This is a genomic window from Peribacillus acanthi (genome assembly GCF_003073175.1).
Lineage (GTDB): Bacteria > Bacillota > Bacilli > Bacillales > DSM-1321 > Bacillus_BN > Bacillus_BN acanthi.
In genome coordinates, this window is record NZ_QBBX01000001.1 from 288,647 (window position 1) to 312,906 (window position 24,260).

At 36.4% G+C, this 24,260-nt stretch carries 26 protein-coding genes; 23 read left to right on the top strand and 3 right to left on the bottom strand.

Translation table 11 applies throughout. The annotated features are described in order from the left end of the window. Window positions 1-549: LCP family protein (locus DBX25_RS21020; RefSeq protein WP_240620106.1), on the bottom strand; the 549-nt coding region annotated here is incomplete at its 3' end. A gap of 90 nt (window positions 550-639) precedes the next feature. After that, complete coding sequence (locus DBX25_RS01405) at window positions 640-1,278, bottom strand: YigZ family protein (RefSeq protein WP_108668990.1); 639 nt, start codon at window positions 1,276-1,278, stop codon at window positions 640-642. 634 nt (window positions 1,279-1,912) lie between these two features. On the opposite strand from DBX25_RS01405, the gene DBX25_RS01410 reads away from it, so the two are divergent. From DBX25_RS01410 to DBX25_RS21600, 19 genes are all read left to right on the top strand, one after another. Continuing rightward, window positions 1,913-3,055: a sensor histidine kinase gene (locus tag DBX25_RS01410; protein ID WP_108668991.1), complete on the top strand. Its 1,143-nt coding sequence runs from the start codon at window positions 1,913-1,915 to the stop codon at window positions 3,053-3,055. A gap of 69 nt (window positions 3,056-3,124) precedes the next feature. Beyond that, window positions 3,125-3,808 carry a response regulator gene (locus tag DBX25_RS01415; protein WP_108668992.1) on the top strand — a complete coding sequence of 228 codons (684 nt, stop codon included), beginning with the start codon at window positions 3,125-3,127 and terminating at the stop codon, window positions 3,806-3,808. A gap of 1,071 nt (window positions 3,809-4,879) precedes the next feature. After that, window positions 4,880-5,842, top strand: a complete 963-nt coding sequence (locus DBX25_RS01425) for a nuclease-related domain-containing protein (RefSeq protein WP_108668994.1) — start codon at window positions 4,880-4,882, stop codon at window positions 5,840-5,842. 243 nt (window positions 5,843-6,085) lie between these two features. Beyond that, window positions 6,086-6,928, top strand: coding sequence for a DegV family protein (locus DBX25_RS01430; protein ID WP_108668995.1), 843 nt, complete (start codon window positions 6,086-6,088; stop codon window positions 6,926-6,928). Between the two features lie 94 nt (window positions 6,929-7,022). After that, window positions 7,023-7,415 (top strand): hypothetical protein, encoded by a 393-nt coding sequence (locus tag DBX25_RS01435; protein WP_108668996.1) that lies wholly within the window; start codon window positions 7,023-7,025, stop codon window positions 7,413-7,415. Window positions 7,416-7,738: 323 nt separating this feature from the next. Continuing rightward, window positions 7,739-8,872 (top strand): ATP-dependent helicase ComFA, encoded by a 1,134-nt coding sequence (locus DBX25_RS01440; RefSeq protein ID WP_240620107.1) that lies wholly within the window; start codon window positions 7,739-7,741, stop codon window positions 8,870-8,872. Further along, window positions 8,865-9,542, top strand: a complete 678-nt coding sequence (locus tag DBX25_RS01445; RefSeq protein WP_108668998.1) for a ComF family protein — start codon at window positions 8,865-8,867, stop codon at window positions 9,540-9,542. The genes DBX25_RS01440 and DBX25_RS01445 overlap by 8 nt, the downstream gene beginning before the upstream one ends. An 85-nt stretch (window positions 9,543-9,627) precedes the next feature. Next, on the top strand, window positions 9,628-10,044 hold the full coding sequence (locus tag DBX25_RS01450; RefSeq protein WP_108668999.1) for a TIGR03826 family flagellar region protein: 417 nt from the start codon (window positions 9,628-9,630) through the stop codon (window positions 10,042-10,044). Window positions 10,045-10,285: 241 nt separating this feature from the next. After that, complete coding sequence (flgM, locus tag DBX25_RS01455; RefSeq protein WP_108669052.1) at window positions 10,286-10,552, top strand: flagellar biosynthesis anti-sigma factor FlgM; 267 nt, start codon at window positions 10,286-10,288, stop codon at window positions 10,550-10,552. Between the two features lie 14 nt (window positions 10,553-10,566). After that, window positions 10,567-11,064 (top strand): flagellar protein FlgN, encoded by a 498-nt coding sequence (locus tag DBX25_RS01460; protein ID WP_108669000.1) that lies wholly within the window; start codon window positions 10,567-10,569, stop codon window positions 11,062-11,064. A 29-nt stretch (window positions 11,065-11,093) separates the two neighbouring features. Then, window positions 11,094-13,259 carry a flagellar hook-associated protein FlgK gene (flgK, locus tag DBX25_RS20760; protein ID WP_170110107.1) on the top strand — a complete coding sequence of 722 codons (2,166 nt, stop codon included), beginning with the start codon at window positions 11,094-11,096 and terminating at the stop codon, window positions 13,257-13,259. An 11-nt stretch (window positions 13,260-13,270) separates the two neighbouring features. Continuing rightward, complete coding sequence (gene flgL / locus DBX25_RS01475) at window positions 13,271-14,158, top strand: flagellar hook-associated protein FlgL (RefSeq protein WP_108669001.1); 888 nt, start codon at window positions 13,271-13,273, stop codon at window positions 14,156-14,158. Between the two features lie 40 nt (window positions 14,159-14,198). After that, window positions 14,199-14,774, top strand: a complete 576-nt coding sequence (locus tag DBX25_RS01480) for a DUF6470 family protein (RefSeq protein WP_240620108.1) — start codon at window positions 14,199-14,201, stop codon at window positions 14,772-14,774. Window positions 14,775-14,798: 24 nt separating this feature from the next. Continuing rightward, complete coding sequence (fliW, locus tag DBX25_RS01485) at window positions 14,799-15,236, top strand: flagellar assembly protein FliW (protein WP_108669002.1); 438 nt, start codon at window positions 14,799-14,801, stop codon at window positions 15,234-15,236. Between the two features lie 5 nt (window positions 15,237-15,241). Continuing rightward, window positions 15,242-15,463 (top strand): carbon storage regulator CsrA, encoded by a 222-nt coding sequence (csrA, locus tag DBX25_RS01490; protein WP_108669003.1) that lies wholly within the window; start codon window positions 15,242-15,244, stop codon window positions 15,461-15,463. Window positions 15,464-15,594: 131 nt separating this feature from the next. Then, window positions 15,595-16,710 (top strand): flagellin N-terminal helical domain-containing protein, encoded by a 1,116-nt coding sequence (locus DBX25_RS01495; RefSeq protein ID WP_108669004.1) that lies wholly within the window; start codon window positions 15,595-15,597, stop codon window positions 16,708-16,710. An 80-nt stretch (window positions 16,711-16,790) separates the two neighbouring features. Next, window positions 16,791-18,713: a glycosyltransferase family 2 protein gene (locus DBX25_RS01500; RefSeq protein ID WP_108669005.1), complete on the top strand. Its 1,923-nt coding sequence runs from the start codon at window positions 16,791-16,793 to the stop codon at window positions 18,711-18,713. Further along, a complete protein-coding gene (locus DBX25_RS01505) occupies window positions 18,706-19,812 on the top strand; it encodes a polysaccharide pyruvyl transferase family protein (RefSeq protein ID WP_108669006.1) in 1,107 nt (368 codons plus the stop codon). The genes DBX25_RS01500 and DBX25_RS01505 overlap by 8 nt, the downstream gene beginning before the upstream one ends. 102 nt (window positions 19,813-19,914) lie before the next feature. Further along, window positions 19,915-20,340: an acyltransferase gene (locus DBX25_RS21600; RefSeq protein WP_108669007.1), complete on the top strand. Its 426-nt coding sequence runs from the start codon at window positions 19,915-19,917 to the stop codon at window positions 20,338-20,340. 429 nt (window positions 20,341-20,769) lie between these two features. On the opposite strand, the gene DBX25_RS01515 is transcribed toward DBX25_RS21600, so the two are convergent. Beyond that, window positions 20,770-20,955 carry a hypothetical protein gene (locus DBX25_RS01515; protein WP_108669008.1) on the bottom strand — a complete coding sequence of 62 codons (186 nt, stop codon included), beginning with the start codon at window positions 20,953-20,955 and terminating at the stop codon, window positions 20,770-20,772. Window positions 20,956-21,074: 119 nt separating this feature from the next. On the opposite strand from DBX25_RS01515, the gene flaG reads away from it, so the two are divergent. From flaG to fliT, 4 genes are read left to right on the top strand one after another with little or no spacing between them, the layout of a single operon-like run. Then, complete coding sequence (gene flaG / locus DBX25_RS01520) at window positions 21,075-21,422, top strand: flagellar protein FlaG (protein ID WP_108669009.1); 348 nt, start codon at window positions 21,075-21,077, stop codon at window positions 21,420-21,422. Between the two features lie 12 nt (window positions 21,423-21,434). Then, a complete protein-coding gene (fliD, locus tag DBX25_RS01525; RefSeq protein ID WP_157950840.1) occupies window positions 21,435-23,492 on the top strand; it encodes a flagellar filament capping protein FliD in 2,058 nt (685 codons plus the stop codon). Between the two features lie 14 nt (window positions 23,493-23,506). Then, complete coding sequence (gene fliS / locus DBX25_RS01530; protein ID WP_108669010.1) at window positions 23,507-23,908, top strand: flagellar export chaperone FliS; 402 nt, start codon at window positions 23,507-23,509, stop codon at window positions 23,906-23,908. Further along, window positions 23,908-24,252, top strand: a complete 345-nt coding sequence (gene fliT / locus DBX25_RS01535) for a flagellar protein FliT (protein WP_108669011.1) — start codon at window positions 23,908-23,910, stop codon at window positions 24,250-24,252. The genes fliS and fliT overlap by 1 nt, the downstream gene beginning before the upstream one ends. Window positions 24,253-24,260: the final 8 nt, after the last annotated feature.

The window sequence follows — 24,260 nt, forward strand, 5'->3', positions numbered from 1 at the left end:
TTCCCAGAAATTAAACGGAACATTCACTTCAACGCCGCCCAGCTCATCCACAATTTTCTTGAAGCCATCAAAATTGACGGTCGCATAATAATCAATTGGAATATCCAAAAATTCTTCTACGGTTTCAATGGTTGCTTCTTTTCCTTCATTATAAGAGGAATTAATTTTGCCTTTTCTCTCTTTTGTCGGTAGATACATTCTTGTATCACGAGGTATGCTTAACAACTTCATAGTCTTCAAATTTGGATTGAAGGTCGCGACGATGATGGAATCTGCTCGTCCTGTTTCTCCTTTTGTTGTATAGTTTTCAACACCGAGGAGAAGAATAGATACTGGATGCTTACTTAAATATACCGTTTCATCACGTAGTTTTGATTTATCTCCGCGCAAAAGTTCACTATACGATTCATTAGCGGCTGAAAGTGTTTGATAGAATAGGTATGCTCCTACTCCACCTCCTATTAATAATAGGAATAAAAATATACCTAAAACACGTTTCCACGTTTTTTTCTTCTTTTTCTTATATCTAATTCGGGTGGTTCGCTCCATAAAACTGCTCCTTTTAACCGGATCTACTGTCTCCCTAGTTTTTCTCGTTTACTATAATATACTCTGACTAGTATGGCAAATCGACTTCAACTAGATTTCCATTTCTTCCTCTAAATACAAAATCTCACCTTCACTGATGTCTGACTGCCCATTTGTTAGCTCCGTCATCCAGTTGCGGAAGTTATCCTTTTGACCTTCTTCAACAAAGGTTTCGATTTCAACATTTTCGAGGTAGTGGATTTCCTTTAAGTTGTAAACAGAAGACCGTAGTTCGTTTTCTAGTTTTCCGAGCCAAGTGTAGTCGACCTTCGTGTGCATCACACGCATAAGCTTACGACGGACGATTCCCGTAGCGTTGATTCCTTCGGATGTGGATTTACCGTAAGCTCGGATGAGTCCACCTCCGCCAAGCTTAATGCCACCGAAATAACGGGTGACAACTACTACGGTATCCTTCAAGCCTTTTTTCTTTAGAACTTCAAGCATCGGCACGCCTGCTGTTCCACTAGGCTCACCGTCGTCATTTGCTTTCTGAATTTGATCGTGCTCGCCAATCATATAGGCAGAGCAATTATGGGTAGCATCCCAATGCTTCTTTTTAATCGTTTGGATAAAGTCTTGAGCGGCTTCCTCTGTCTCTGCTCGCTCCACATACGCAATAAAACGGGATTTCTGAATGACGATTTCATGCTCGCCATATCCTTTCACCGTCAAATACTCCGGCAACATACTATTCCCCACACTTTCTATTAATAGGGTGTAACCCCATTGTCTATTAACATGACAAAGTCAATTCATTATATGAAGGGGACAATCCCAGTCTTTTTCTCTGAACTTCTATTATAATGTTGTGGGTTGGAAGGAGCAAATGAGATTATTTGTTGCTAGAGAGTTGTTTTGGTAGGATAGATATAGAAATGAAGCGTTTATTTTTAGAAATGTTTCATATGTTTTTCACGAATAGTATTTTCGTAACGATTTGAGAAGGTACTGTAACGAAACTTTAATATTATAAGCCTAAAGCCATGATATAATTAGTCATTATCTGAGGGTAATCATTATTCAAGGATAATAAACGATGGGTATAAACCAATAAATGAGATGTACATAAATCTTGTTTTTTATTTTTTTGTTTTTCATATCAGAAAAATATTCCATCAAAGGGTATTTTGTGAAAAGTTTTAAGTAGATTAGAACAGGATAAAAGACATATAGCATTCTGGGGTCTTTTTGTTTTATGCTCAAAACAACTAGTTATGAAGCCATTTGTAAGGTAGAATAAGCATCGCGATGGTCAAATGCACATCTGAGAGAGTAGTACAAACCCCCTATACATCATTGGAAGTTGAAGGAGCAGGTCCAAATGTCCATTAAAAAACTTGATAGTAAAGAACTCGATACGATTCTCGAGAAAATGGTAGAGACCGTTGATAGTAGTAAAGGGGAAATCTTTCAGATCGGTGAGCAAAGCAGAAAAGATTTCGAATCCTTGTCTGAAGAGTTAAAGACGATTAAACAATTGGTAGTACAAGTTATTGATCAAGGTGATAAGTTAGAATTAAATGCGCGAATGGCTCGAAAACGCCTTTCAGAAGTGAGCAGCCAATTCAACCGTTTTTCTGAGGAACAAATCAGAGAAGCTTACGAAAAGGCACACACTCTACAGGTCGAGTTACAGATGAATCGCCAAACCGAAAAGCAATTACGTAATCGAAGAGATGACCTTGAAAGACGTTTGTTAGGTCTTCAGCAAACGATTGAACGTGCTGATTATCTGGTATCGCAAGTCAGTATTGTATTGAACTTTTTAACGAGTGACTTAGCGTTTGTCGGAGAGGCGCTTGAAGATGCGAAGCGAAAACAGGAATTCGGATTCAAAATTATAGAGGCGCAAGAAGAGGAACGAAAAAAGCTGTCGCGTGAAATCCATGATGGTCCAGCTCAAATGATGGCGAATGTGATGATGCGTTCAGACTTGATTGATCGCGTATTCCGCGAAAGAGGTTCTGAACAAGCGCTGCAAGAGGTCCGTGACTTAAAACGGATGGTGCGAAACGCATTGTATGAAGTTCGTCGCATTATTTATGATTTAAGACCTATGGCTTTAGACGACCTTGGAATCGTTCCGACCCTCAGAAAATACTTACAGACTGTCGAAGAATATAATAAGTCTGCCAAACTTTCCTTCTTTAACATCGGGGAGGAAAAAAGGCTTAATAGTAATATGGAGGTCGCTTTATTCCGACTCGTCCAGGAATCCATCCAAAATGCCTTAAAGCACGCACAAGCTACGGAAATCCAAGTGAAATTGGAGATTCGAAAAGACGGTTGTACGGCTATCGTAAAGGATAATGGAAAAGGATTCGATCCAACATCCAAGAAAGAAGGATCTTTCGGGTTAATGGGCATGAGGGAGCGGGTGGAGCTGCTAGAAGGCGAGATTTCTATCGATTCCAAGCCTGGAGCTGGAACGATGGTCATCATCCAAATTCCAATTAAAGATTGACCTTCATAGGAAAATAGATGGACAAGCATACTAACTATAAAAATAGATGAAACAAGGGAGGCGAAGACGTTGAAAACAAGCATCGTAATTATTGATGATCATCAACTATTTCGCGAAGGGGTTAAACGCATTTTAGATTTTGAACCAACTTTTGAGGTTGTAGCTGAAGGCGACGACGGCACAGAAGCAGTAGATTTAGTAGAAAAATACCGTCCAGATGTAGTCATTATGGACATCAACATGCCAAACATGAATGGTGTTGAAGCTACTAAGGAATTGGTAGAAGAATTCCCGAATTCCAAAGTGATCATCCTGTCTATCCATGACGATGAAAACTACGTAACACATGCCTTGAAAACAGGCGCTTGCGGGTACCTATTGAAGGAAATGGATGCAGATGCACTAGTTGACGCAGTTAAAGTTGTGGCAGATGGCGGATCTTACTTACATCCGAAAGTGACTCATAATTTGGTGAAGGAATACCGTCGCTTAGCGTCTGATACAGGAACTGAAGGTGGCAATGTGTTCGCAACTGAAATTCGCCGACCACTACACTTATTAACGCGCCGTGAATGTGAAGTTCTACAATTATTAGCTGACGGACAAAGCAACCGCACAATCGGTGAAACACTGTTCATCTCAGAAAAAACAGTTAAGAACCACGTAAGTAACATCCTGCAAAAAATGAACGTAAACGACCGTACCCAAGCTGTAGTATTGGCTATTAAAAATGGTTGGGTAGAAGTGAATTAAGGTTTGCTATATGAGATTGATGAGGCCCGGCGCGGTGTGCGTCGGGTTTTTGTGTGGTTTGGGGAATACGTGGATTGGGTTCTCTGTAGGTGGGGGCGAAATCGTCCTGTTGTGGGCGGTTTGGTAATAAAAGTGGTGCGTTCGGTAATAAATGGGCGTGGTTCGGTAATAAAGCAGGGCGGATCGGTAAAAAACACACTGCCTTCGGTAAAAAACTGGTTTTGTGAGCGATCGGTGTGCTTGGGCCAGGTAAAAAGTTTTCTGGATTCGCTCGAATTGCACATAAGTCACTGGTTTGGTAATAAAAGGGTTGCGTTCGGTAATAAATGAGCGTGGTTCGGTAATAAAGCAGGGCGGTTCGGTAAAAAACACACTGCATTCGGTAAAAACCCCGGTTCAGTCAGCGATCGGCGTGTTCGATCCCGGTAGAAAATATTCTGGATTCGCTCAAATACCACTTTAGTCGCTAGTTTGGTAATAAAAGCGTTGCGTTCGGTAATAAATGAGCGTGGTTCGGTAATAAAACAGGGCGGTCCGGTAAAATGTACACTGTCTTCGGTAAAAACCACGGTTCAGTCAGCGATCGGCGTGTTCGATCCCGGTAGAAAATATTCTGGATTCGTTCGAATTGCACATACGTTGCTGGTTTGGTAATAAAAGTGTTGCGTTCGGTAATAAATGGGCATGGTTCGGTAATAAAGCAGGGCGGTTCGGTAAAAAACAAACTGCATTCGGTAAAAGCCCCGGTTCAGTCAGCGATCGGCGAGTTCGATCCCGGTATAAATTATTCTGGATTCGCTCAAATACCACTTTAGTCGCTAGTTTGGTAATAAAAGGGTTGCGTTCGGTAATAAATGAGCGTGGTTCGGTAATAAAGCAGGGCGGTTCGGTAAAAAACACACTGCATTCGGTAAAAGCCCCGGTTCAGTCAGCGACCAACAAATTCTGGTTCGGCAAAAACAGTTATGGATTAGAAAAAAGCACACATTTTTCAGTAAAGTCTCATTTGAATTGCAGGAATTTTCATTAGAAGTATCTAATTTTATCCGTAATCTAAAAAGGAGGAGAAAAATGATACTGAAAAAACGCGAAATACCTATTTCAATCATCAAATTGCAAGCATTGCTGCGTAGATTACCACCGACACATCCGAAAATTCCACAAATTCAAGAATCGCTATTGAAACAACAAGCTGGGTACAAAGGAGAAATTGCAGTTGATTATCAACTGAGCTTGCTCCCGGAAAAAGACTATCGTATTTTTCAAGATTTACGTCTTCAATTTAATGAATCTTTCTTTCAATTAGATACGCTGATACTAACACCTCAATATGCTTTAAGTCTGGAAATAAAAAACATGGCAGGTACTCTCTATTTTGATCGCGATTACCACCAGTTAATTCGGACTTATGAAAATAAAGAAGAAGCTTTCCCTGATCCGATTCTACAAAGTCGGAGACATAGGCATCTATTTTCAAAGTGGCTTGCACTATTCGGCTTTCAACAACTTCCTATTGTTTCACTCATTGTTATCAGTAGTCCTTACTCCATTATTCGTTCCTCATCACCTTCAAATCATCAACAGGTTATACACAGTGCCTTTCTCCCAACCAAAATCGATGAGATAAAATCCACTTATCCTGCTAGTATTTATTCAGAAAAAGACATCAAAAAATTATCACGCCTTCTACTAAAACTACACACTCCAGCAGACTATCCGGTACTCGACCGGCAACAAGTAAATAAAAGCGAGATTCTTACCGGAGTTCAATGCCCATCTTGTATGAATCTCCCAATATCTAGACTTCATGGCTTTTGGTATTGTTCTCAGTGTAAAAGCAAATCGACCGATGCTCATATTCATGCTTTAAAAGATTATTTTTACTTAATCGGGCCCACCATCACCAGCAAAGAATTGCAGAAATTCCTTCATATTTCTTCACCACAGCTAGCGACGCGAATTTTTCAATCATCGAAGATTCCATTTACTGGTGTGAGGAAGAGTACAGTTTATGATTTATCGGGGGTTTGGTAATAAATGAGGTTCGTTCGGTAATAAGTGAAGGTATTTCGGTAAAATACGGAGTCCGTTCGGTAAAATAACCACGAAGTTCAGTAATAACAGTGGCGTGGTCAAAGTATTTCGAAAAGCAATCATTGTCGAAACCTGTCTTTTATTTGTGTAGCATAACAATTTAATGCAAATGCGTTCATTTTCATATAGAATGGTTACTATAATTAAAATGGTAGAAAAACATTTATAAGGTAGGTATTTTTTATGAAAACGGCAGTCGTTACGGATAGTACGGCGTACATCCCGAAAGAATTGCGCGATCAGTTAAACATACATATGGTGTCACTCAATGTCATTTTCGGTGGGGAATCGTATCGAGAAGAAATTGACATTTCTGTCCGTGATTTTTATGAAGAAGTTAAAAATGCAGATAAGCTGCCGACTACATCGCAGCCTCCAATTGGTGACTTCATTACAAAGTACGAAGAGTTGTCAAAAGAATACGATGCGGTCATCTCAATTCATTTATCCAGCGGGATCAGTGGAACATTTCAAGGGGCTGTTTCAGCAGGAGAGATGGTAGAAGGAATCGACGTCCATCCTTTTGATTCCGAGATTAGCTGTCGTATTCAAGGCTTCTATGTAATTGAAGCAGCCAAAATGGCAAACGCGGGCAAAACTCCAGATGAAATCATCGCCCGACTAGATGAAATGAAGAAATCAGTACGAGCTTACTTTATGGTAGATGACCTTGCACACTTGCAGCGCGGAGGACGACTAAGCAGCGCACAAGCTATCATCGGCAGTCTTCTTCAGGTCAAGCCGTTACTGCACTTTGATAACAAAGTCATTGTTCCTTTCGAAAAAATTCGCACGCGCAAAAAAGCAATGAAGCGAATTGTCGATTTACTTGAAGAGGATGCGAAAAGTGGAGTTTCAATGCAGGCTGTCATTATCCAAGCAAGCCGAGAAGAGGAAGCGAACCAATGGAAACAAGAGCTACAAGCTCAGTTTCCGAATGTTTCTTTTGATATCAGTTATTTTGGCCCCGTCATTGGCACACATTTAGGTGAAGGCGCAATGGGGATGGGCTGGTATAAAATTTAGTCTGGACTCACCGTCCAGGCTATTTTTTTCTAAATTGTTCCGATGCCGAAATAGCTCATTTCATGTTATAATTTGTAAAAAGGAGGTGAAAAGGATGGAAGCAATTTTACTAAAGTTGTTGGAAGGACAAGAACGGTTAGAAAAGAAGTTTGATAGTGTTGAGAATGATATAAAATGTATTAATAATGAAATCAATGGAATCAATAACCGCCTCGAAAACGTTGAAAATGAGATCAGTGGGATTAATAATCGCCTTGAAAACGTTGAAAATGAGATTAGTGGAATTAATAATCGCCTTGAAAACGTTGAAAATGAGATCAGCGGGATTAATAATCATCTAGAAAATGTCGAGAATGATATTAACAGCATTAAATTTTCTGTAGTTCGAATAGAAGTCCAGCAAGAAGAAACAGTCCTTAGCTTGTTAAAGCATATTAAAAAGCAAGTCGATGAAAAAGACACGCATACACGTAAAAATCTTCATTAAAAAAAGTGAGGTGACTGTTTATTTTTCATTTCTTTAAAAAAGTGAACCCACAATCTACTGTTCTTCAAAAGAATCCTCTTAAGGAGGACTACTCCTACTCAGTAGAACTACAAGAATTTCTATTCGGCAAACAACTACTCCTAGATGAAATCCCTTATCCCCAAGAATTACTCGATGAACATTTCAAACATGGTTATATCGGTTACTTCCAAGGTGTGAATGAACATTATTGCACTCGCTGTGGCAACCAAGACAAATCTCTCTTTTATCAATTTCCTTGTGCTCGATGTGGCCAAGACTGTACATACTGTCGGAAGTGTATCATGATGGGGCGAGTGCAGGAGTGTAGTAAGCTCTATACATGGACAGGTCCGGAGTTAATTTTCCAAAGACAACCGGATCCCTTAGATTGGGAAGGGACACTATCAAATCCTCAAAGCATAGCTTCACAACAAGTAGTCGAAGCAGTACACAATCTTATAACCCTACTAGTTTGGGCAGTTTGCGGTGCTGGTAAAACAGAGGTATTATTCCAGGGCATTGCATTAGCTCTTTCACAAGGAAAAAGAGTTTGCATCACCACTCCTCGAACGGATGTAATCCTTGAATTAGCCCCGCGTTTACGAAATGCCTTTCCCGAAACTTCTATTGCCGTCTTGTATGGTGGTAGTGAAGAAAAACACATCCACGCTCAACTTATACTCTCCACCACCCACCAATTACTCCGATTCTATCAAGCGTTTGATCTCACTATCATAGATGAAGTAGATGCTTTTCCGTATACTGCAGACGAGTCTCTTCAATTCGCAGTCGAAAAAGCTAGAAAACCTCAATCCACTCACATTCTACTAACAGCAACTCCTTCCATACAGTTACAAAAACAAGCAAAAACTAGGAAACTCCCTTATGTCATGATTCCAGCTCGATTTCATCGGAAACCGATTCCTGTTCCAAAATTAAAATGGTGTGGAAACTGGAAAAAGTCGATTGAAGAAAATATCATTCCAGAACAACTGTGGTGTTGGGTGAAGCGTAGAGTCGAGTATCTGACCCCATATTTAGTATTTTTTCCGAATATCGAAGTAATGGAAAAAGCACTTCCTATCCTACAAAAATTAGATCCGCAACTACAATCTGTTCACGCGGAAGATCCACTCCGTAAAGAAAAAGTACAAAGTCTCCGAGATGACCAGAGGCTCGGACTTCTCACCACTACTATTTTAGAAAGAGGGGTCACAATTCCACGTTTAGAAGTCGCAGTTCTTGGAGCAGAGGAATCCATTTTTACCGAAAGTGCCCTTGTCCAAATCGCAGGTCGTGTTGGTCGGAAAGCAGATTTTCCAACAGGCGATATTACCTTTTTTCATTATGGACGTACATACGAGATGGAAGGTGCGGTTTATCATATTGAAAAAATGAACCGAGAAGCGAAGAAAAGAGGGCTACTTGATGGGTAAATGCTATGTTTGTTTTGAACCAGTTGTTGCTGCAGTTACTTGGGAAACATTCCTGTTTCAAAGACAAAAACATGTACTTTGTGAGGAGTGTTCTTCTAAATTTGTGAAACTGACGGGAGACTTATGTGAAAAATGTCATCGACAAAACAAGGAGCCCATTTGCCCGGACTGTACAAAGTGGGAAAGCTCACCAGAGTGGCAAGGTGTATTAGAAAAGAATGTTTCACTATTTTTATATAATGATTTTTTGAGAGATTTGATTGCTCGTTTTAAATATCGTGGTGATTATGCTTTAGCTGAAGTATTCGCACTAGAACTTGATGAAAAATTCCAAACACTGTCATTTGATGTGGTAACTACTATTCCATTAAGTGGAGATCGCTTGTATGAGCGAGGCTTCAATCAAGGGGAGGCTTTATCATTAGCTGCAGGTATAGAGCCTATTAACCTGTTATCAAGAACTCATTCTGAAAAACAGTCGAAGAAGACTAGAAGAGAACGGTTGCACATGGAAGAAATCTTCTCGTTTATCGGAACCACTGATATTCAAAATAAAACAATCCTCATCATCGACGACATCTACACTACCGGAGCAACCATTCGCCATGCTGCAAAAATCCTCAAAGTAGCAGGGGCTTCAAAAGTCTCTTCCATCACAATCGCTAGATAAGTCAGAAAAATTTCATCATACATTCCTTTAATCGTGATATATAATGAATATACTAGAAAATTAGTTTCAACTTGGAGGGAACGGGATGGCTGAGTTAGCGAACTGCCCTAAATGTGATTCGATATTTTTGAAATCGGCTTTTCGAGATGTGTGTGAGGCTTGTTTCAAAGAAGAAGAGAAATTATTTGAAAAAGTTTACAACTTTATTCGTAAAAAAGAAAATCGTACAGCTACGATGATGCAAGTAGTGGAAGGGACAGGAGTAACTGAAGACCTGATTGTAAAATTTATAAAAGCTGGTAGATTGAAGTTAGCACAATTTCCGAATTTAGGATACTCTTGTGAAAAGTGTGGTACAACCATACGAGATGGTAAACTTTGTGGAGCCTGTGCAACACAATTAAAATCTCAACTCTCTACATTTGAAAAAGAAGAATTGAGAAAAAGAGATATCCAAGAACGAAATCTTAAAGCTACCTATTATACAAAAGGAAATAAGTAAACTGCTTGGCATCCGCTAGGCAGTTTTTTCTTTGCTATCGACATGGTGGCCAATTATGAGTGCAATTAGAGAATATACAACTGTGAGGATTGACGATAGCCTAGTTATTTAAAACCGACAAAATTTTCAGGAGATGAATATTTTGTCAATTAAAAATTTACGTTAAATCATAAAATTTTTTAACAAATAGTCGATAATAGAGATAAGAATGTGTATCGGAATAGGAAAGCGAGGAATTTCTGTGAAAATTAATAATTTTGGTCCTTCTGGGGTGAACCCGTACAGAAAGAACCTTCAAAAGATGGAAGGAAGCAGTAAGACTGGATACACGAAAGCTGACAAGCTTGAAATTTCTTCGACCGCTAAAGAAATGCAGCATATGTCGCAAATTCCAGCTCAACGTCAAGCGAAGGTGGATGAACTTAAACTTCAAGTAGAAAATGGAACCTATAAATTAAACGCTAAAGAGACTGCGAAAAGCATACTCGATTTCTTTTCTAAAAACTAAGGAGGGGCACATTCATGTCTACCGAAAGAATCATCAATGCGATGGGGAAATTAATCAAACTTCATAGAAGCCTAAATGATCTGGCTAAACAAAAAACCGACATCGTCAAAGCGGGAGATATGGAAGCCCTCAATCGGCTTATTCAAGATGAGCAGAAGCATGTGAGAGCCATCGAAACGGTGGAAAAAGAGCGAGCGGAAGCAACGAGAGTGTTGTTGAGTGCTAATGGACAACATAGCAGCGAGCCAAGCCTCTCAAATTGCCTTCCATTCATAGATGAAACAGAGAGACTTCAAATTGAAGAATTGAGAAATCAACTATTAGTCGAGATTAGCAGTTTAAAAGACCGGAACGAGTTAAATCAACAGCTAATCTATCAATCTCTTCAATTTGTGAATGTGACGCTGGACATGCTTAGACCGCAGCCAGCACAGAACTTAAATTATGACCGATCTCAACAAACGATAGCCGCATCGAATGGATTGAAAGGTTCCTTCGATTCCAAGGCATAAGCAAGACTACTAGAAACGGAGGAATACTAATGCGATCTACATTCATGGGGCTTGAAACAGCACGACGTGGGATGTTTACCCAACAAAGTGCTTTACATACAACTGGACATAATATCTCTAATGCCAATACACCTGGGTATACTCGTCAGAGAATCAATTTTGCACAAACAGAACCTTATCCAGGTGCTTCGTTAAATCGCCCACAAATTCCTGGTCAATTTGGTACTGGAGTAAAAGCAGAGAGCGTCCAACGAATTAGAGAAGGTTTTCTTGATATTCAATATCGTGGTGAAAATAACAAGCTAGGATATTGGGAAACGAGAGCGGAATCGTATAAAAAAATGGAAGAAATCATGAATGAACCGTCTGATTCTGGACTTGCTCAATCTATGGATATGTTTTGGCAGGCATTGCAGGATTTAGCGGTTAATCCTTCTAATCCTGGAGCAAGGTCAGTAGTCCGTCAACGTGGGGTTGCGGTAGCTGAAACGTTCAATTATCTTTCATCCTCATTGACAGCCATTAAACAGGATATTAAAAATGAAACATTAGTAACGGAAAAAGAAATCAATTCTCTTGCTGAACAGATCAATAAGATAAACGGACAGATTGCGGATGTTGAACCGCACGGATATTTGCCTAATGATTTGTACGACGAGCGAGATCGATTAATTGATCAACTTTCTAGCTTAGTAAATATTAAAGTAGACTACCGTCCTAGTGGTGGGAATTCTTCAGCAATAGCAGAAGGAAAAGCCTTCATCTCCATAATGAGTGAAGCAGGGGCGCCGCTTGGAATTCTAGTAGGAGCTGGTGGTTCTAACACGCTGGAAGTAAAATATGATGGTCTCGATGGTTCAGTTAACGAAATTAAGCTTGGAACGGGATCGATTGATATCAATGCCTTTGATTCGAAAGGCAAATTGAAAGCATTAATTGAGTCTCATGGTTATCAAACAGTTGATGCCTCTAACAATAAGATTGTAAAAGGTATTTATTCATCCATGTTGACAGAATTAGATAACATGGCATATACGTTTGCAACAGAATTTAATAAGGTGCACGAAAATGGACTTAGCCCTAATGAAATCAAAAACGGAGACTTAGACATTTCCTTTTTTGCAGATATTCGCACTAATCCGCCAGCACCTGTTGCTCCAAAAGCTGATATTGTGTTTGTTGTAGATAATACGGGAAGTATGAGCTCAATTCAACAAGAAGTCGCTAACAATATTTCCGATTTTGTCAACGTGCTTTCTAGTAAAGGAATTAATGATTACCGAATCGGGGTTGTCTCTTATTATGATTCCACGATTAATGAAGTCGATTTTTCAGGAAGCCAATGGACAACAGATGCCACTGCGGTAAAAAATGCATTGAGCGCTCTTACTAACGCTGGTGGTACCGAGAATTTGATGGGTACGGTCGATCAAGTCATTCAAAATTATTCATTTAGGCCTAATGAAGGCGGAGCTAATTTTAAGCATGTTGTATTTGTAACGAATGAAGGAATCGATGATAAGGCTTTACAAACTGATATCATGCAAAAATTACAGCAAAATGGGATTCAGACACATGGTGTAGTGGATGCTTCACATAGTGATATCAATGAGTTGAACAATCTAATTTCATCGACAAATGGCTCGAGTATCAATTTAAATGACACTAGTTGGGGAAGTAAATTAACTTCTATTATTGGGAATAAGATAGGGAATGCTGCTTCAGTAGGCGCTTCAATTCCAGGTGAAAAGAAAGGCTTTGCCGGTCGAATTCAAGTGTCTGCTGAAATAATGAACAGCTTAGATAATATTGCTCATACTACTATGCCTGCAAGTGGTAACCCATCAGATGCCACTCTTGGAGATGCTTCAAATATTTTAGCATTGGCTGATGTAATCAATAAACCGTTCAACTATGGAAACGATATGAATTCTAACTTCCGTAACTACTATGAAGTTATTGTTGGTGGGATGGCAGTTGATTCACAGGAATCGGTTCGACTTTCTGGAAACAGCGGCGCACTTCGTCAAGCGGTTGAAGAAAGAAGAATGTCAGTAAGTTCAGTATCACTTGATGAAGAAATGACAAACATGATTCAGTTCCAACATGCTTACAATGCATCAGCACGGATGATTACACTACAAGATGAGATGCTAGATAAAATTATTAATGGTATGGGAACAGTCGGAAGGTAAGGTGAAATGAAATGCGCGTAACCCAAAGTATGCTATCCTCAAATTCATTACGTCAATTAAGTAAAAGTTATGACCGATTAGGAGTGTACCAAGATCAGCTCTCCACCGGAAAAAAAATTACGAAACCTTCTGATGATCCTGTTGTTGCAATGAAGGGTATGACGTACCGTACGAATCTACGTGAAGTTGAACAATATAAAAGAAACTTATCTGAAGTTTATCTCTGGATGGACAATTCAGAAGCTGGCATGGAGCAAGCGAATACTGCCATTCAACGAATTCGCGAATTAGTTGTACAAGGTAAGAATGGTACAAACTCCCCTGAAGATCAACAAGCAATCGCTCGTGAAGTCGAACAGTTGAAGAAGGATCTTGTTGCGGTTGCAAATACAAAGGTTGCAGGAAGGTATATATACAATGGTACGGATATTTCCTCACCACCTGTAACAGATAATGTTTCAGGTAGTGCACCAGTTGCAACTACAAATACAGATGATTACTTTGTTGAAATATCACGTGGAATTAAGTTAAAGGCAAATGTAAATCCGGATAATGTTTTCAGTCAGAAACTTTTTGATACGGTACAAGGGATTCAAGAAAGTTTGGATGGTGAACCTGGTGCTGGTAGTCTAGATACATTACTTGGGGATTTGGATGATATTTCTGAAAACTTTTCTGCAGAACGGTCAGAGTTAGGTGCACGATATAACCGACTAGAAATGATAGAGTCACGAATAGATACACAGGAAGTTATGTCGAATCGTATTTTAAGTGATAATGAAGACGCTGATATCGAACGAGTAATCACTGATTTGAAAGTTCAGGAAAGCGTTCATCGTGCTGCTTTGAGTGTTGGGGCACGTATTATTCAATCAACATTAATGGATTTCTTACGATAATTGAATGTGAAAAAGCTATTCAGATTTTGAATAGCTTTTTTTGCAAGAAAGGGTGTTTACACTGGATATTCCAAAATTAAGAGTCTCCACAACACCAGCAAAAATGTCTATTTCGACAACGAAGGCAGTTCTAGAGATACAACAACCACCTTCAGATATAAGTTTGGAACAGCCCAAAGCTGAGGTTCAAATTGAAACGGATATAGGGAAACTCAGTATTGACCAGACAGAAGCTTGGGCAGATATGGATTTGAAGAGCTTTTTCCGTCGCGGTGATGAATTTGCTCAGCAGGGATATCAGGATTGGTTAGCAGGTATCGAAAGAAATGTCCAAGATGGGGACGAGCTAATGAAAATTGAAAATGGATTTCAAGCAATTGCTGGCCAGGCTGAAAGAAATTCTGTTTCCCCCATATATGACTTTAATATCGGATGGATTCCAAAGGCAGGGAGTGTAAAGATGTCTTATGAGCCAGGCAAGGTTAATATAGATGTGAAACCACAAAAGCCAAGAGTAAATATTAAAGCTAATCTACCAATCATTAACTTTACACCTGGTAAGGTGAACATTGATGTAAAGCAATATTCTTCGATAAAAATCGATTTCCAATCTTAATCATTACAATAAGGAGTCAATAATATGAAGATTAATACTAAGTACCATGAAACAATTGAAATTGATGAAAATTTGGTCATCCATTTTGATAATGGAATTCCCGGATTACCTGAATACAAGAGATTTGTATTATTGCCTCTATCTGATGATGGAGTTTATCAAGTACTACAGTCTCTTGATAACCAGGAGATTGGGTTCGTGGTAGTCAACCCATTCTTTGTAAAACCAGATTATGATATAACACTAGACGACAAAACGGTTCAACAACTAGAAATTGAAAATGAGATAGATGTAAATTTAGTTTCTATTATTACTCTCAGAGATCCTTTTAATAACTCGACATTAAATCTAGCAGCTCCAGTTGTGGTTAATATCACAAATAGAAAAGCAAAACAAGTCATTCTCCAAAATACTAATTATTCTATAAGGGAACCCCTACATGTTCTAGTAGAGAAGGGGTGATATAAATGTTAGTTTTAACAAGGAAAAAGGGTGAATCGATTCAGATAGGAGAAGGCGTTGAAGTAAAAATAGTTTCAATCCAAGGAGAACAAGTGAAAATTGGCATAGAAGCACCAGATCACTTAGAGATTTATCGAAAAGAAATTTGGGAGAAAATACTACAAGAAAACCAAGAAGCACTAGGTAAAAAGCAAGACTTAGTAGATTTATTGAAAAAACAGAAATAATAATAATAAATCTACTAAATAATTAATGATTGAGTCCGATATTAAAAGTGTACAGGTTGAAAGGCGGCCGACTTTTAACCTAATTAATAGGTTTACATGGACGTAAACCTTACATTCAAGGAGGAAGTAAAATGAGAATTAATCATAATATTGCCGCATTAAACACTTATCGTCAGTTGAATAGTGCTTCATCTGCACAAGGGAAATCAATGGAGAAATTATCTTCAGGTCTTCGTATTAACAAAGCTGGAGATGACGCAGCAGGTCTAGCAATCTCTGAAAAAATGCGTGGACAAATTCGCGGTCTTGATCAAGCTTCTCGTAATGCTCAAGATGGTATTTCACTAATTCAAACTGCAGAAGGCGCTCTAAATGAAACACATGATATGCTTCAGCGCATGAGAGAACTTACTGTGCAAGCTAACAATGATACAAATAACGGTGATGATCGTGATGCTATTCAAAAAGAAATTGACCAATTAAAAGGCGAAGTAGATAGAATTGCTAATAAAACACAATTTAATACAAAAAATTTGCTTGATGGATCTTTAGGATCTAAAATTAAAGGTGCTGCTGGAAGTGAGGCTGCTTTAAAAGCTGCTGGAGTAACTGCAAGCTTATCAGGTTTAGATAATGGCAAAACGATTACTTTTGCTTCATCTGCAACTCATATCAAAGCAACTGTAGATGGTGTTAGTCAAACTATCAATATTTCAACTACAGTAACAGCTGGTTCATCACTTAACTTTGATAAATTAGGATTTAAATTAGACTTTTCTGCAAACTATGTAGGTGCAACAATTAATGCTGCAACACTTCAAACAGCTGGAACACAAGCTCAATTCCAGATTGGTGCTAATGAGAATACTACTTTAGCCATTAATATTGCAGATATGAGATCAAGCGCAATCGGTACGGGTAGTGGCGGATCTACAGCAAGTTTAAATGCAGTAAACGTAAAAACTAACAATTTTGATGATGATATTAAGGCGATTGATAAATCCATTAAAGATGTTTCTACTCAACGTGCTCAATTAGGTGCTTGGCAGAATCGTTTAGATCACACTATTAATAACTTAAATACTTCAAGTGAAAACTTAACTGCCGCTGAATCTCGCATTCGTGATGTAGATATGGCGAAAGAAATGATGAATCAAACTAAAAATTCAATTCTTTCACAAGCTGCTCAAGCTATGCTTGCACAAGCTAATCAACAACCACAAGGTGTACTTCAACTTTTAAGATAAATTGATTAGAATAGCCGGGGATAATCTATTTATCTCCGGCTATTTTACTAGAAAACGCTAAGCGATTGAGGTGTTTAAGTATGAAAATTTCTGGGTGTGTAATTGCAAAAAACGAAGAACAGTTTATTGAAAATTGTTTAGACAGCTTAAAAAAAGTTTGTGACGAGATTATTTTTGTTGATACTGGTTCCACGGATAGGACAATAGAAATTGCAAAAGAACTAGGTGTACAAATATATCATTATAAATGGATAGATAATTTTTCAGCAGCAAAAAATTATGCAATAAGTAAAGCAAAAGGTGAATGGATAATTTTTTTAGATGCAGATGAATATTTAGTAGATACAAGAAAAGAAGTATATTCAGAATTAGCTTTGAATTCTAAAAATTATGATTCAATACTTTGTGAAATTATTAATGTAGATGAGCATAATGATATACAATCATCACATATTGGAAACCGTTTTTTTAGAAAAGATAATTTTATAAAATTTGAAGGAATGATTCATGAGGATCTTAGAAAAAAAGGAGATTTATTAAAATCAATAAATGGCTCTAACTACATGAAAATTATTCACAAAGGATATTCTAGGGAACAAATTCAAAATAAGAATAAGTTTGAAAGAAATTTAAAATTATTATTAAAACAGCTGGATAAAGACCCTGAAAATCCGGCAATTTATTATTATATAGCTGATACTTATGGATTAGAAAAAGATTTTGAAAAACAATATGAATATTGTAAAAAATCTATTTCAAAAGGTCAAATAAATCAACTAGGTTTTGCCGAGTTACCCTATATTCTTTTAATTCAATCTATGATAGATTCAAAATCATTTGCTTCTAGTATACAGTTTGAGATAAATAAGGCTATAAAAATATTTCCAGAGAGTCCTGTTTTTAGATACTTCGATGGGCTGATTAAATTTAATGAAAAAAGATATCATCTCTCTTTAGAAAGTTTGCTACTATCCCAAATGCTTAATGAGACATATGATTATTTTTCAGTAGATTATATGAAAAATTATAGTGTTAGTATATATAGAATGATTGGTTATATTTATGAAATTCAAAGTAAAAAAATGGATGCTGTATCAATGTACACAAAATGTTTAAATATTGATAAAAAGCAAAAAGATGTATTACAACATTTATTGAAATTGTTAAGTGATGTATCTGAAGTAGAAATTATTCAGTTTCTAAATCGAATATATTCAAGTAATAAAGAAGAAGATATAGAATTTCTAATTGAGGCACTTTCATCATTAAATAATGGAATACTACTATCCTATTTCCAAAAAAAGTTATTTGATTTAACTGGTGAGGGAAATAATGCTATTCTATTAAGTTTATTATTTAATAACGAACATAACAAAGCTTATGAAATAAGTTTTGATTTATATAAAGAAACTTACAGACATGATCTTGCAATTTTAATGGTTTATTCATCCATGCTAACAAAAGATGAGGGAAAATATAAAAAAATAAGAGGAATTGTATCTCCAACCTTATTTAGAATAATTAATAGTATACAAAAAAATGAAGAATTATATGAAGAAGATTTGGCTGACTACCTAAAATTATTAAATTATTCGAACATTTTTGGTGATTCTGAAGCTACTAATATGTTGTTGGGATTATCTAGGAATTTTATTATAGATATTAATGAGAAAATAGGAGAAGTATTTTATTTACATCAGAAGTATAAAGCAGCTATTAAATTTTTTGAAAATGCTCTATTTAACACTTTATATTCAAGAAAAGGACAACTATATAAGAAAATTGGTATTAGTTATTATCATGAAAAAGAATATTTAGGTGCTCGAGATAATTTAATAAAATCAATTGAGCATGGTGTTCTTGAGAATGAGATATTCGAATATTTAATTGTTGTATATACAAAAATCGAAGAAGAATTTAGAGATAAAATTAAAGATTTATTTGAATCTTTACCAGAGAGTAAATATCTACTAGAAATAATAGGAAGTGTAGAAAATGCTTAAGAAAATCTTATATCTAGGCTGGATAAGTAAGGGAAATGTAGGAGATGATCTTCTATATTCAATTTTTAAACAAATGTTATTTGGACAGCTTCATGACAATAAAATTCTTATTGATATAGATGTTTACTATCCAATTAGTAATTACGAAGTAAACTTAAAAAATTATGACTTAATAGTGTTAGGTGGTGGGTCACTCCTAACTCTAGACTTTTGGGAAGATATTTGTATAAAAGGTATAGATGAACACATTCCAGTTGTAGTTTGGGGAACAGGTATTGATACAAGAGAAAGAAACTTAATCAACCAAATTATTTCATCTTATAACAATAATCAACCAATAGATTATTTAGGAAATAAAACTAGAAAAGTATTAACTAATGCGATTTTATGTGGTGTTCGAGGAAGGTTAGGAGATTTTATAATAAATGATAGTAACAATACAGTTATAGGGGATCCTGGAATTGTATTTAATAAACTAAATAAAAATCTTCCGGAAATTCAAGAAATTAATGAATTTATTGTAAATGATGAAAATGTCATCCTAATAAATTGGGGTACATCTTATAATAACATTGTAGGATTTGACGAACAGTATTTAGAAGAACAACTAAGTATAACTACCCAAATACTATTAAATAGAGGTTATAAAATTATTGTCTACCCTATTTGGGTTGAAGATATAGAGTCTTGTCAACTTTTTGTACAAAAGTTTAAAAATCCAAATATAATAAGTATAAACAAAGTATATGATGCTTATGGAATATTAACTTTAATTAACAAAGCCAAATTCAGCATAAACTTAAAGTTGCATGCAAGTATCTTAGCTTTTTCCAATGGGAAACCGTTTATATCCTTAGGCTACGGTTTGAAAAATTACGACTTTGTTGAATCTGTCGAACTAGAAGAATTAAATATTTTTACTGATGTGGTAAACGTAAGTGAATTATTACGAAAAATAGACTATATAGAAGAGCATTATGAAGAAATTCAGGATAAGATATTCGGAAAAATTGAATATTATTTTCATCTTCAAGAGTTATTTATGAAAAAATTAATAAATTTGCTAACCAATAGCCAAGAAAGTCAATTTGATGAGTAGAGCACAAAATTACTAGAAAGTAGAAATACATCTTTACATTTTAAAGAATATGGCAGAAATGTTCAGATAGAACAAGGAAATTCCTTTGTTGATTGTCAAAACATGGAGATTGGTAATGATGTTTTCATTGGATTTGGAGGCTTTTACGTTGCAAGTGGTGGAATTAGCATTGGAAATGGTACAATAATTGCGCATAAAGTCGAAATTATGACAAGAAACCATAATTATGATTCAGAAGATTTGAAATCAATACCTTATGATAGTAGATATATATTAAAGCCGGTTGTTATTGAAGAAAACGTATGGATAGGTTCTAATGTATGTATTGTTCCTGGTGTATGTATAGGTGAAGGAGCAGTAATTGGCATGGGCTCTGTTGTTACAAAGGATGTTCCTAAATATGCTATAGTAGGTGGAAATCCTGCAAAGGTTATAAAATTTAGAGACTCAGAGGTTTATGAAAAACTAAAGCTTGAAAATAAAATATATTTAAGGATTAAAAGTAGTTCAAAAAGAAATAATCTTTAATTAATTTCAAATTTTTTTATTGAAACATATTAATTAACTGAACGTTATTTGTTAAGTGGGCTTAACCATGAATGTCATATTTTGTTTATTTGGAATAAAAAAATTTATTTCTATAATATAAAAAATAGTTTGATACATTTTGGTGTAAAACGAGAAAATAAAATTAAACTAAAAGTTAGGACAATAGATTCAGTAGGCTTTTACCTTAGTTTATTAGATAAAAGACTAGATAACCAGTGTGATACTGTATTCAATTACTCACACTGGTTTGCATTATTTTTAAATCTTATTTTAGGGCTAGGGTGTTAGGTACTCCCAAATGACAAATCTGTTATATTGTCTATACACAGTAAACAATATAATCATCATATAAATTATTTCGAAAATAAACCACTAAAAGATTAATTATCTTCAAGTGGTAGTAAAAATCTATACTTTTATATCCAAAAATTGTGAAAACGGAGAAGGTTGTTGAATCTCTCTAACATTCTTCGCTGGATCATTTAGTACTTCTTGTATTTTTGATGTTACTGCTTGCTGAGCTACTTCTCTATTTGTTTCTACAAGTTTGGCGATTATACCTGGAACTTGTATTCCTCCGATGGATACTCCCATACACTTCCTCCTTTATAGTTATTTATCCCTATACCTTATAATACTTACAACTCCCCCTAAATATAAATACTTTTTTTCCGATATTAATAGTAATGAGAAAATATTAGGAGGAATCCATGATGATGGATCGTGTATCTACTACAGGTAGTTCCTCAGTATATAGACCTATTCAACAAGAGAAAGTAATTCAGGAAACGCCTATTTTAGAAAATAAAAAAGAAGTGGTTAATGAGAAAGCACCTTCAAAAGATAAGGTGGAAGAAATTATAAGTAGTATGAATAAGTTTTTGCAGCCTACTCATACTTCCTTGAAATTTGAGTTTCATGAAAAATTAAATGAGTATTATGTAAAACTAATAGACGATAAAACTCAAGAAGTTGTAAGGGAAATTCCATCAAAAAAATTATTAGATATGCATGCTGCGATGACCGAGTTTATTGGGCTGATGGTAGATAAAAAGATTTAAGAAGGTGAGATTATGAGAATCGGTGGATTAGCGAGTGGAATGGATATCGATACGTTGGTTGGGGATTTAATGAAAGCTGAACGTATGGGTATGGATAAGCTCAAGCAGAAAAAACAAACTCTAGAATGGCAACGTGATGATTATCGTGCCATGAATACATTGCTATTGAATTTCCGTTCTGAGCTGACTCAGATGAAGCTTTCTTCAAAATATCGTGTAAGAACTACTACCTCAACAGATGAATCAAAAATTATTACTACAGCAACAAGTGCTGCATCACAGTCATCTTATACAATTTCGAAAGTAGATCGTCTGGCGACAGCTGCTACAAGAATAAGTGGATCAACAGGTAGTGGAGGAACAAGTATATCTGCAGCAGGTAAGAAAATTGATGTATCAAAAGACCTTTATTCCGGCACACTCGATGGTGATTTTGCAAATGGAGCATTATTAACATGGGGTGAAGGTAGTGTTGAAACTAAATCAATTTCAGTTACAGCGAATAATACAGACTTCACATTGTCATTAGCAGTGGGAGTTTCTATTCCACCTACTGAACTACAAAATTTGAACGTGAAAGTAAATGGCACTTCTTATCAAGTGGTTTCGACTATGCCTGGTGGAGGATTAAGCGCCAACCAAGTTCTTGTTGGATCAGATGGTTCATTAAAATTCGGTCAGTCAATTACCAAAGATAGTACTATTAAAGTTGACTATGTTGCGTCAAATAAAATTGAAAACTTAATAATGTCAGAAGCTAAAAATGAATTCAGTCTTTCTAAGGAATCTATAAAGTCTATTAATACAATAAAAATAGGTACTGATACTTATACCGTAGACGAAGCGACTTGGAAGGTAAAGAATGGAGCAAATGAGGATGTTGGGTCAGTAGATCCTAAAACTGGGTTTATAAAGATGTCGAACACAATAGCTAAGGATACCGCAATAGAAGTGGATTATAAGCAAAACTATACAACCTTTTCTATACAATCTGAAACTTCTAAAGGACCTGTTTTAGAAAATTTCTTAGTACAAGGGTCTGATTCTATAAATAGTCTTATGGCTAGAGTAAATGGGTCTGTTGCTGGAGTCAATTTATTTTTTGATGATTTCAAACAACAAATGACATTGACTAGAAGTGAAACGGGAGATTATAAAGCTGGAACAGGCAACGAAATGGCCACTAGTGGAAGACTCATTCAAGATGTATTCAAATTTGCTGGTGTAACAGAAACAGGTGGCGTAAATGCGAAATTCACTATTAATGGATTAGACACAGAAAGAAGCTCTAATACCTTTGAAATGAACGGTATTACCTTTACACTGAAACAAGCATTTGATGGCTCCACAGGTTCTGTAACAGTTGCTGTGAATAATGATGGCAATAAAGTATTCGAAAATATTAAAGGGTTTGTTGATAAATACAATGAATTAATTGGTAAAATTCAAGGTGAAGTGAGCGAAACGTATTATAAAAGCTACAAGCCTTTGACGGACGAACAGCGTGAATCTTTGTCAGACAAGCAACAAGAGCAATGGGAAGAAAAAGCTCGCAGTGGGATGCTTCGTCGTGATTCGATTTTGACTAGCAATCTTTCTAAAATGCGATCTGATTTTTATGCTCCTGTCACAGGGGATAGTATTAACTCATTAATGAATCAGCTTACTGCAGTAGGGATTAAGACTTCTGCTAACTACCTTGAAGGTGGAAAGCTTGAAATTGATGAGGCGAAATTGAAAAAGGCGATCGAGACAAATCCAGAAGATGTGGAAAAACTATTTACCTCTTCAGGTAGTACCGATAGCCAAAAGGGAATCATCCATCGACTATATGACACGGTTAGTAATACGATGAACAAGTTAAAAGAGCGTGCTGGAAATAGTTTCTCAACTAATGCTCAATTTACTCTAGGAAAACAATTAAATCTGGTAGACTCTCAAATTAATAGGTTTGAGGACAAGTTAGTTCGTCTTGAAGACCGTTACTGGCGCCAATTCACAGCAATGGAAAAAGCCATTCAACAATCGAACCAACAAAGTATGTATTTGATGCAACAATTCAGTAGTTAAAGGAAGTGGATCAAATGGCAATGGGTAATCCATATCAAGCCTATCAACAAAATTCGGTAACGACCGCATCACCAGGTGAATTAACTTTGATGCTTTATAACGGATGTTTAAAATTCATCAATGCAGCAAAAAAAGCAATTGAAGATAAATCTATCGAGCAACGAAACTTGAATATCCAAAAAGCTCAAAATATCATTAGTGAATTTGTGATTACACTCAATATGGACATTGAGGTGTCTAAAAATCTTGCTGTGATGTATGAGTATATTGGAAGAAGACTAACGGAAGCGAACATCAAGAATGATGCTTCTATTCTTGATGAAGTGGAAGGTCTTGTTGTAGAGCTACGTGATACTTGGAAAGAAGTCATCCAGTTAAACCGTCAAAAGCAGTATGCTCAAGGTGGAGCGGTTTGATGAATCGACTTGTCGCTTTTCAACAGGTGACGAAAGAGTTAATCGGATTATTAGAGAATACGGATATTGATCGCGATGATTTAGTTGATAAAGTTGATAAGTTGCTTGCAAGTAGGGATGGTTTGATTATGGAAATCGTTCCTCCCTATACTGAAGAGGAGAAAGCTACTGGAAAGAAGCTTATTGAGGTAGAAAAAAAACTCAATCAACTTTTAACTGAAATGAAGCTTTCAATTAAAAAAGACCTGACAGAGCTACAAGCCAAAAAACAAGGCAATCAAAAATACATCAATCCGTACAATAACCTTATGACCGATGGGGTTTTCTACGATAAGAGAAAATAGGTGCAAAT

Excerpts from the sequence above, each read along its gene's own strand:
- DBX25_RS01405 (WP_108668990.1), bottom strand. The coding sequence starts at position 1,278 with ATGTTGCCGGAGTATTTGACGGTGAAAGGATATGGCGAGCATGAAATC.
- DBX25_RS01410 (WP_108668991.1), top strand. The coding sequence starts at position 1,913 with ATGTCCATTAAAAAACTTGATAGTAAAGAACTCGATACGATTCTCGAG.
- DBX25_RS01425 (WP_108668994.1), top strand. The coding sequence starts at position 4,880 with ATGATACTGAAAAAACGCGAAATACCTATTTCAATCATCAAATTGCAA.
- DBX25_RS01430 (WP_108668995.1), top strand. The coding sequence starts at position 6,086 with ATGAAAACGGCAGTCGTTACGGATAGTACGGCGTACATCCCGAAAGAA.
- DBX25_RS01435 (WP_108668996.1), top strand. The coding sequence starts at position 7,023 with ATGGAAGCAATTTTACTAAAGTTGTTGGAAGGACAAGAACGGTTAGAA.
- DBX25_RS01440 (WP_240620107.1), top strand. The coding sequence starts at position 7,739 with ATGATGGGGCGAGTGCAGGAGTGTAGTAAGCTCTATACATGGACAGGT.
- DBX25_RS01445 (WP_108668998.1), top strand. The coding sequence starts at position 8,865 with ATGGGTAAATGCTATGTTTGTTTTGAACCAGTTGTTGCTGCAGTTACT.
- DBX25_RS01450 (WP_108668999.1), top strand. The coding sequence starts at position 9,628 with ATGGCTGAGTTAGCGAACTGCCCTAAATGTGATTCGATATTTTTGAAA.
- DBX25_RS01460 (WP_108669000.1), top strand. The coding sequence starts at position 10,567 with ATGTCTACCGAAAGAATCATCAATGCGATGGGGAAATTAATCAAACTT.
- flgK (WP_170110107.1), top strand. The coding sequence starts at position 11,094 with ATGCGATCTACATTCATGGGGCTTGAAACAGCACGACGTGGGATGTTT.
- flgL (WP_108669001.1), top strand. The coding sequence starts at position 13,271 with ATGCGCGTAACCCAAAGTATGCTATCCTCAAATTCATTACGTCAATTA.
- fliW (WP_108669002.1), top strand. The coding sequence starts at position 14,799 with ATGAAGATTAATACTAAGTACCATGAAACAATTGAAATTGATGAAAAT.
- csrA (WP_108669003.1), top strand. The coding sequence starts at position 15,242 with ATGTTAGTTTTAACAAGGAAAAAGGGTGAATCGATTCAGATAGGAGAA.
- DBX25_RS01495 (WP_108669004.1), top strand. The coding sequence starts at position 15,595 with ATGAGAATTAATCATAATATTGCCGCATTAAACACTTATCGTCAGTTG.
- DBX25_RS01500 (WP_108669005.1), top strand. The coding sequence starts at position 16,791 with ATGAAAATTTCTGGGTGTGTAATTGCAAAAAACGAAGAACAGTTTATT.
- DBX25_RS01505 (WP_108669006.1), top strand. The coding sequence starts at position 18,706 with ATGCTTAAGAAAATCTTATATCTAGGCTGGATAAGTAAGGGAAATGTA.
- DBX25_RS21600 (WP_108669007.1), top strand. The coding sequence starts at position 19,915 with ATGGAGATTGGTAATGATGTTTTCATTGGATTTGGAGGCTTTTACGTT.
- DBX25_RS01515 (WP_108669008.1), bottom strand. The coding sequence starts at position 20,955 with ATGGGAGTATCCATCGGAGGAATACAAGTTCCAGGTATAATCGCCAAA.
- flaG (WP_108669009.1), top strand. The coding sequence starts at position 21,075 with ATGATGGATCGTGTATCTACTACAGGTAGTTCCTCAGTATATAGACCT.
- fliD (WP_157950840.1), top strand. The coding sequence starts at position 21,435 with ATGAGAATCGGTGGATTAGCGAGTGGAATGGATATCGATACGTTGGTT.
- fliS (WP_108669010.1), top strand. The coding sequence starts at position 23,507 with ATGGCAATGGGTAATCCATATCAAGCCTATCAACAAAATTCGGTAACG.
- fliT (WP_108669011.1), top strand. The coding sequence starts at position 23,908 with ATGAATCGACTTGTCGCTTTTCAACAGGTGACGAAAGAGTTAATCGGA.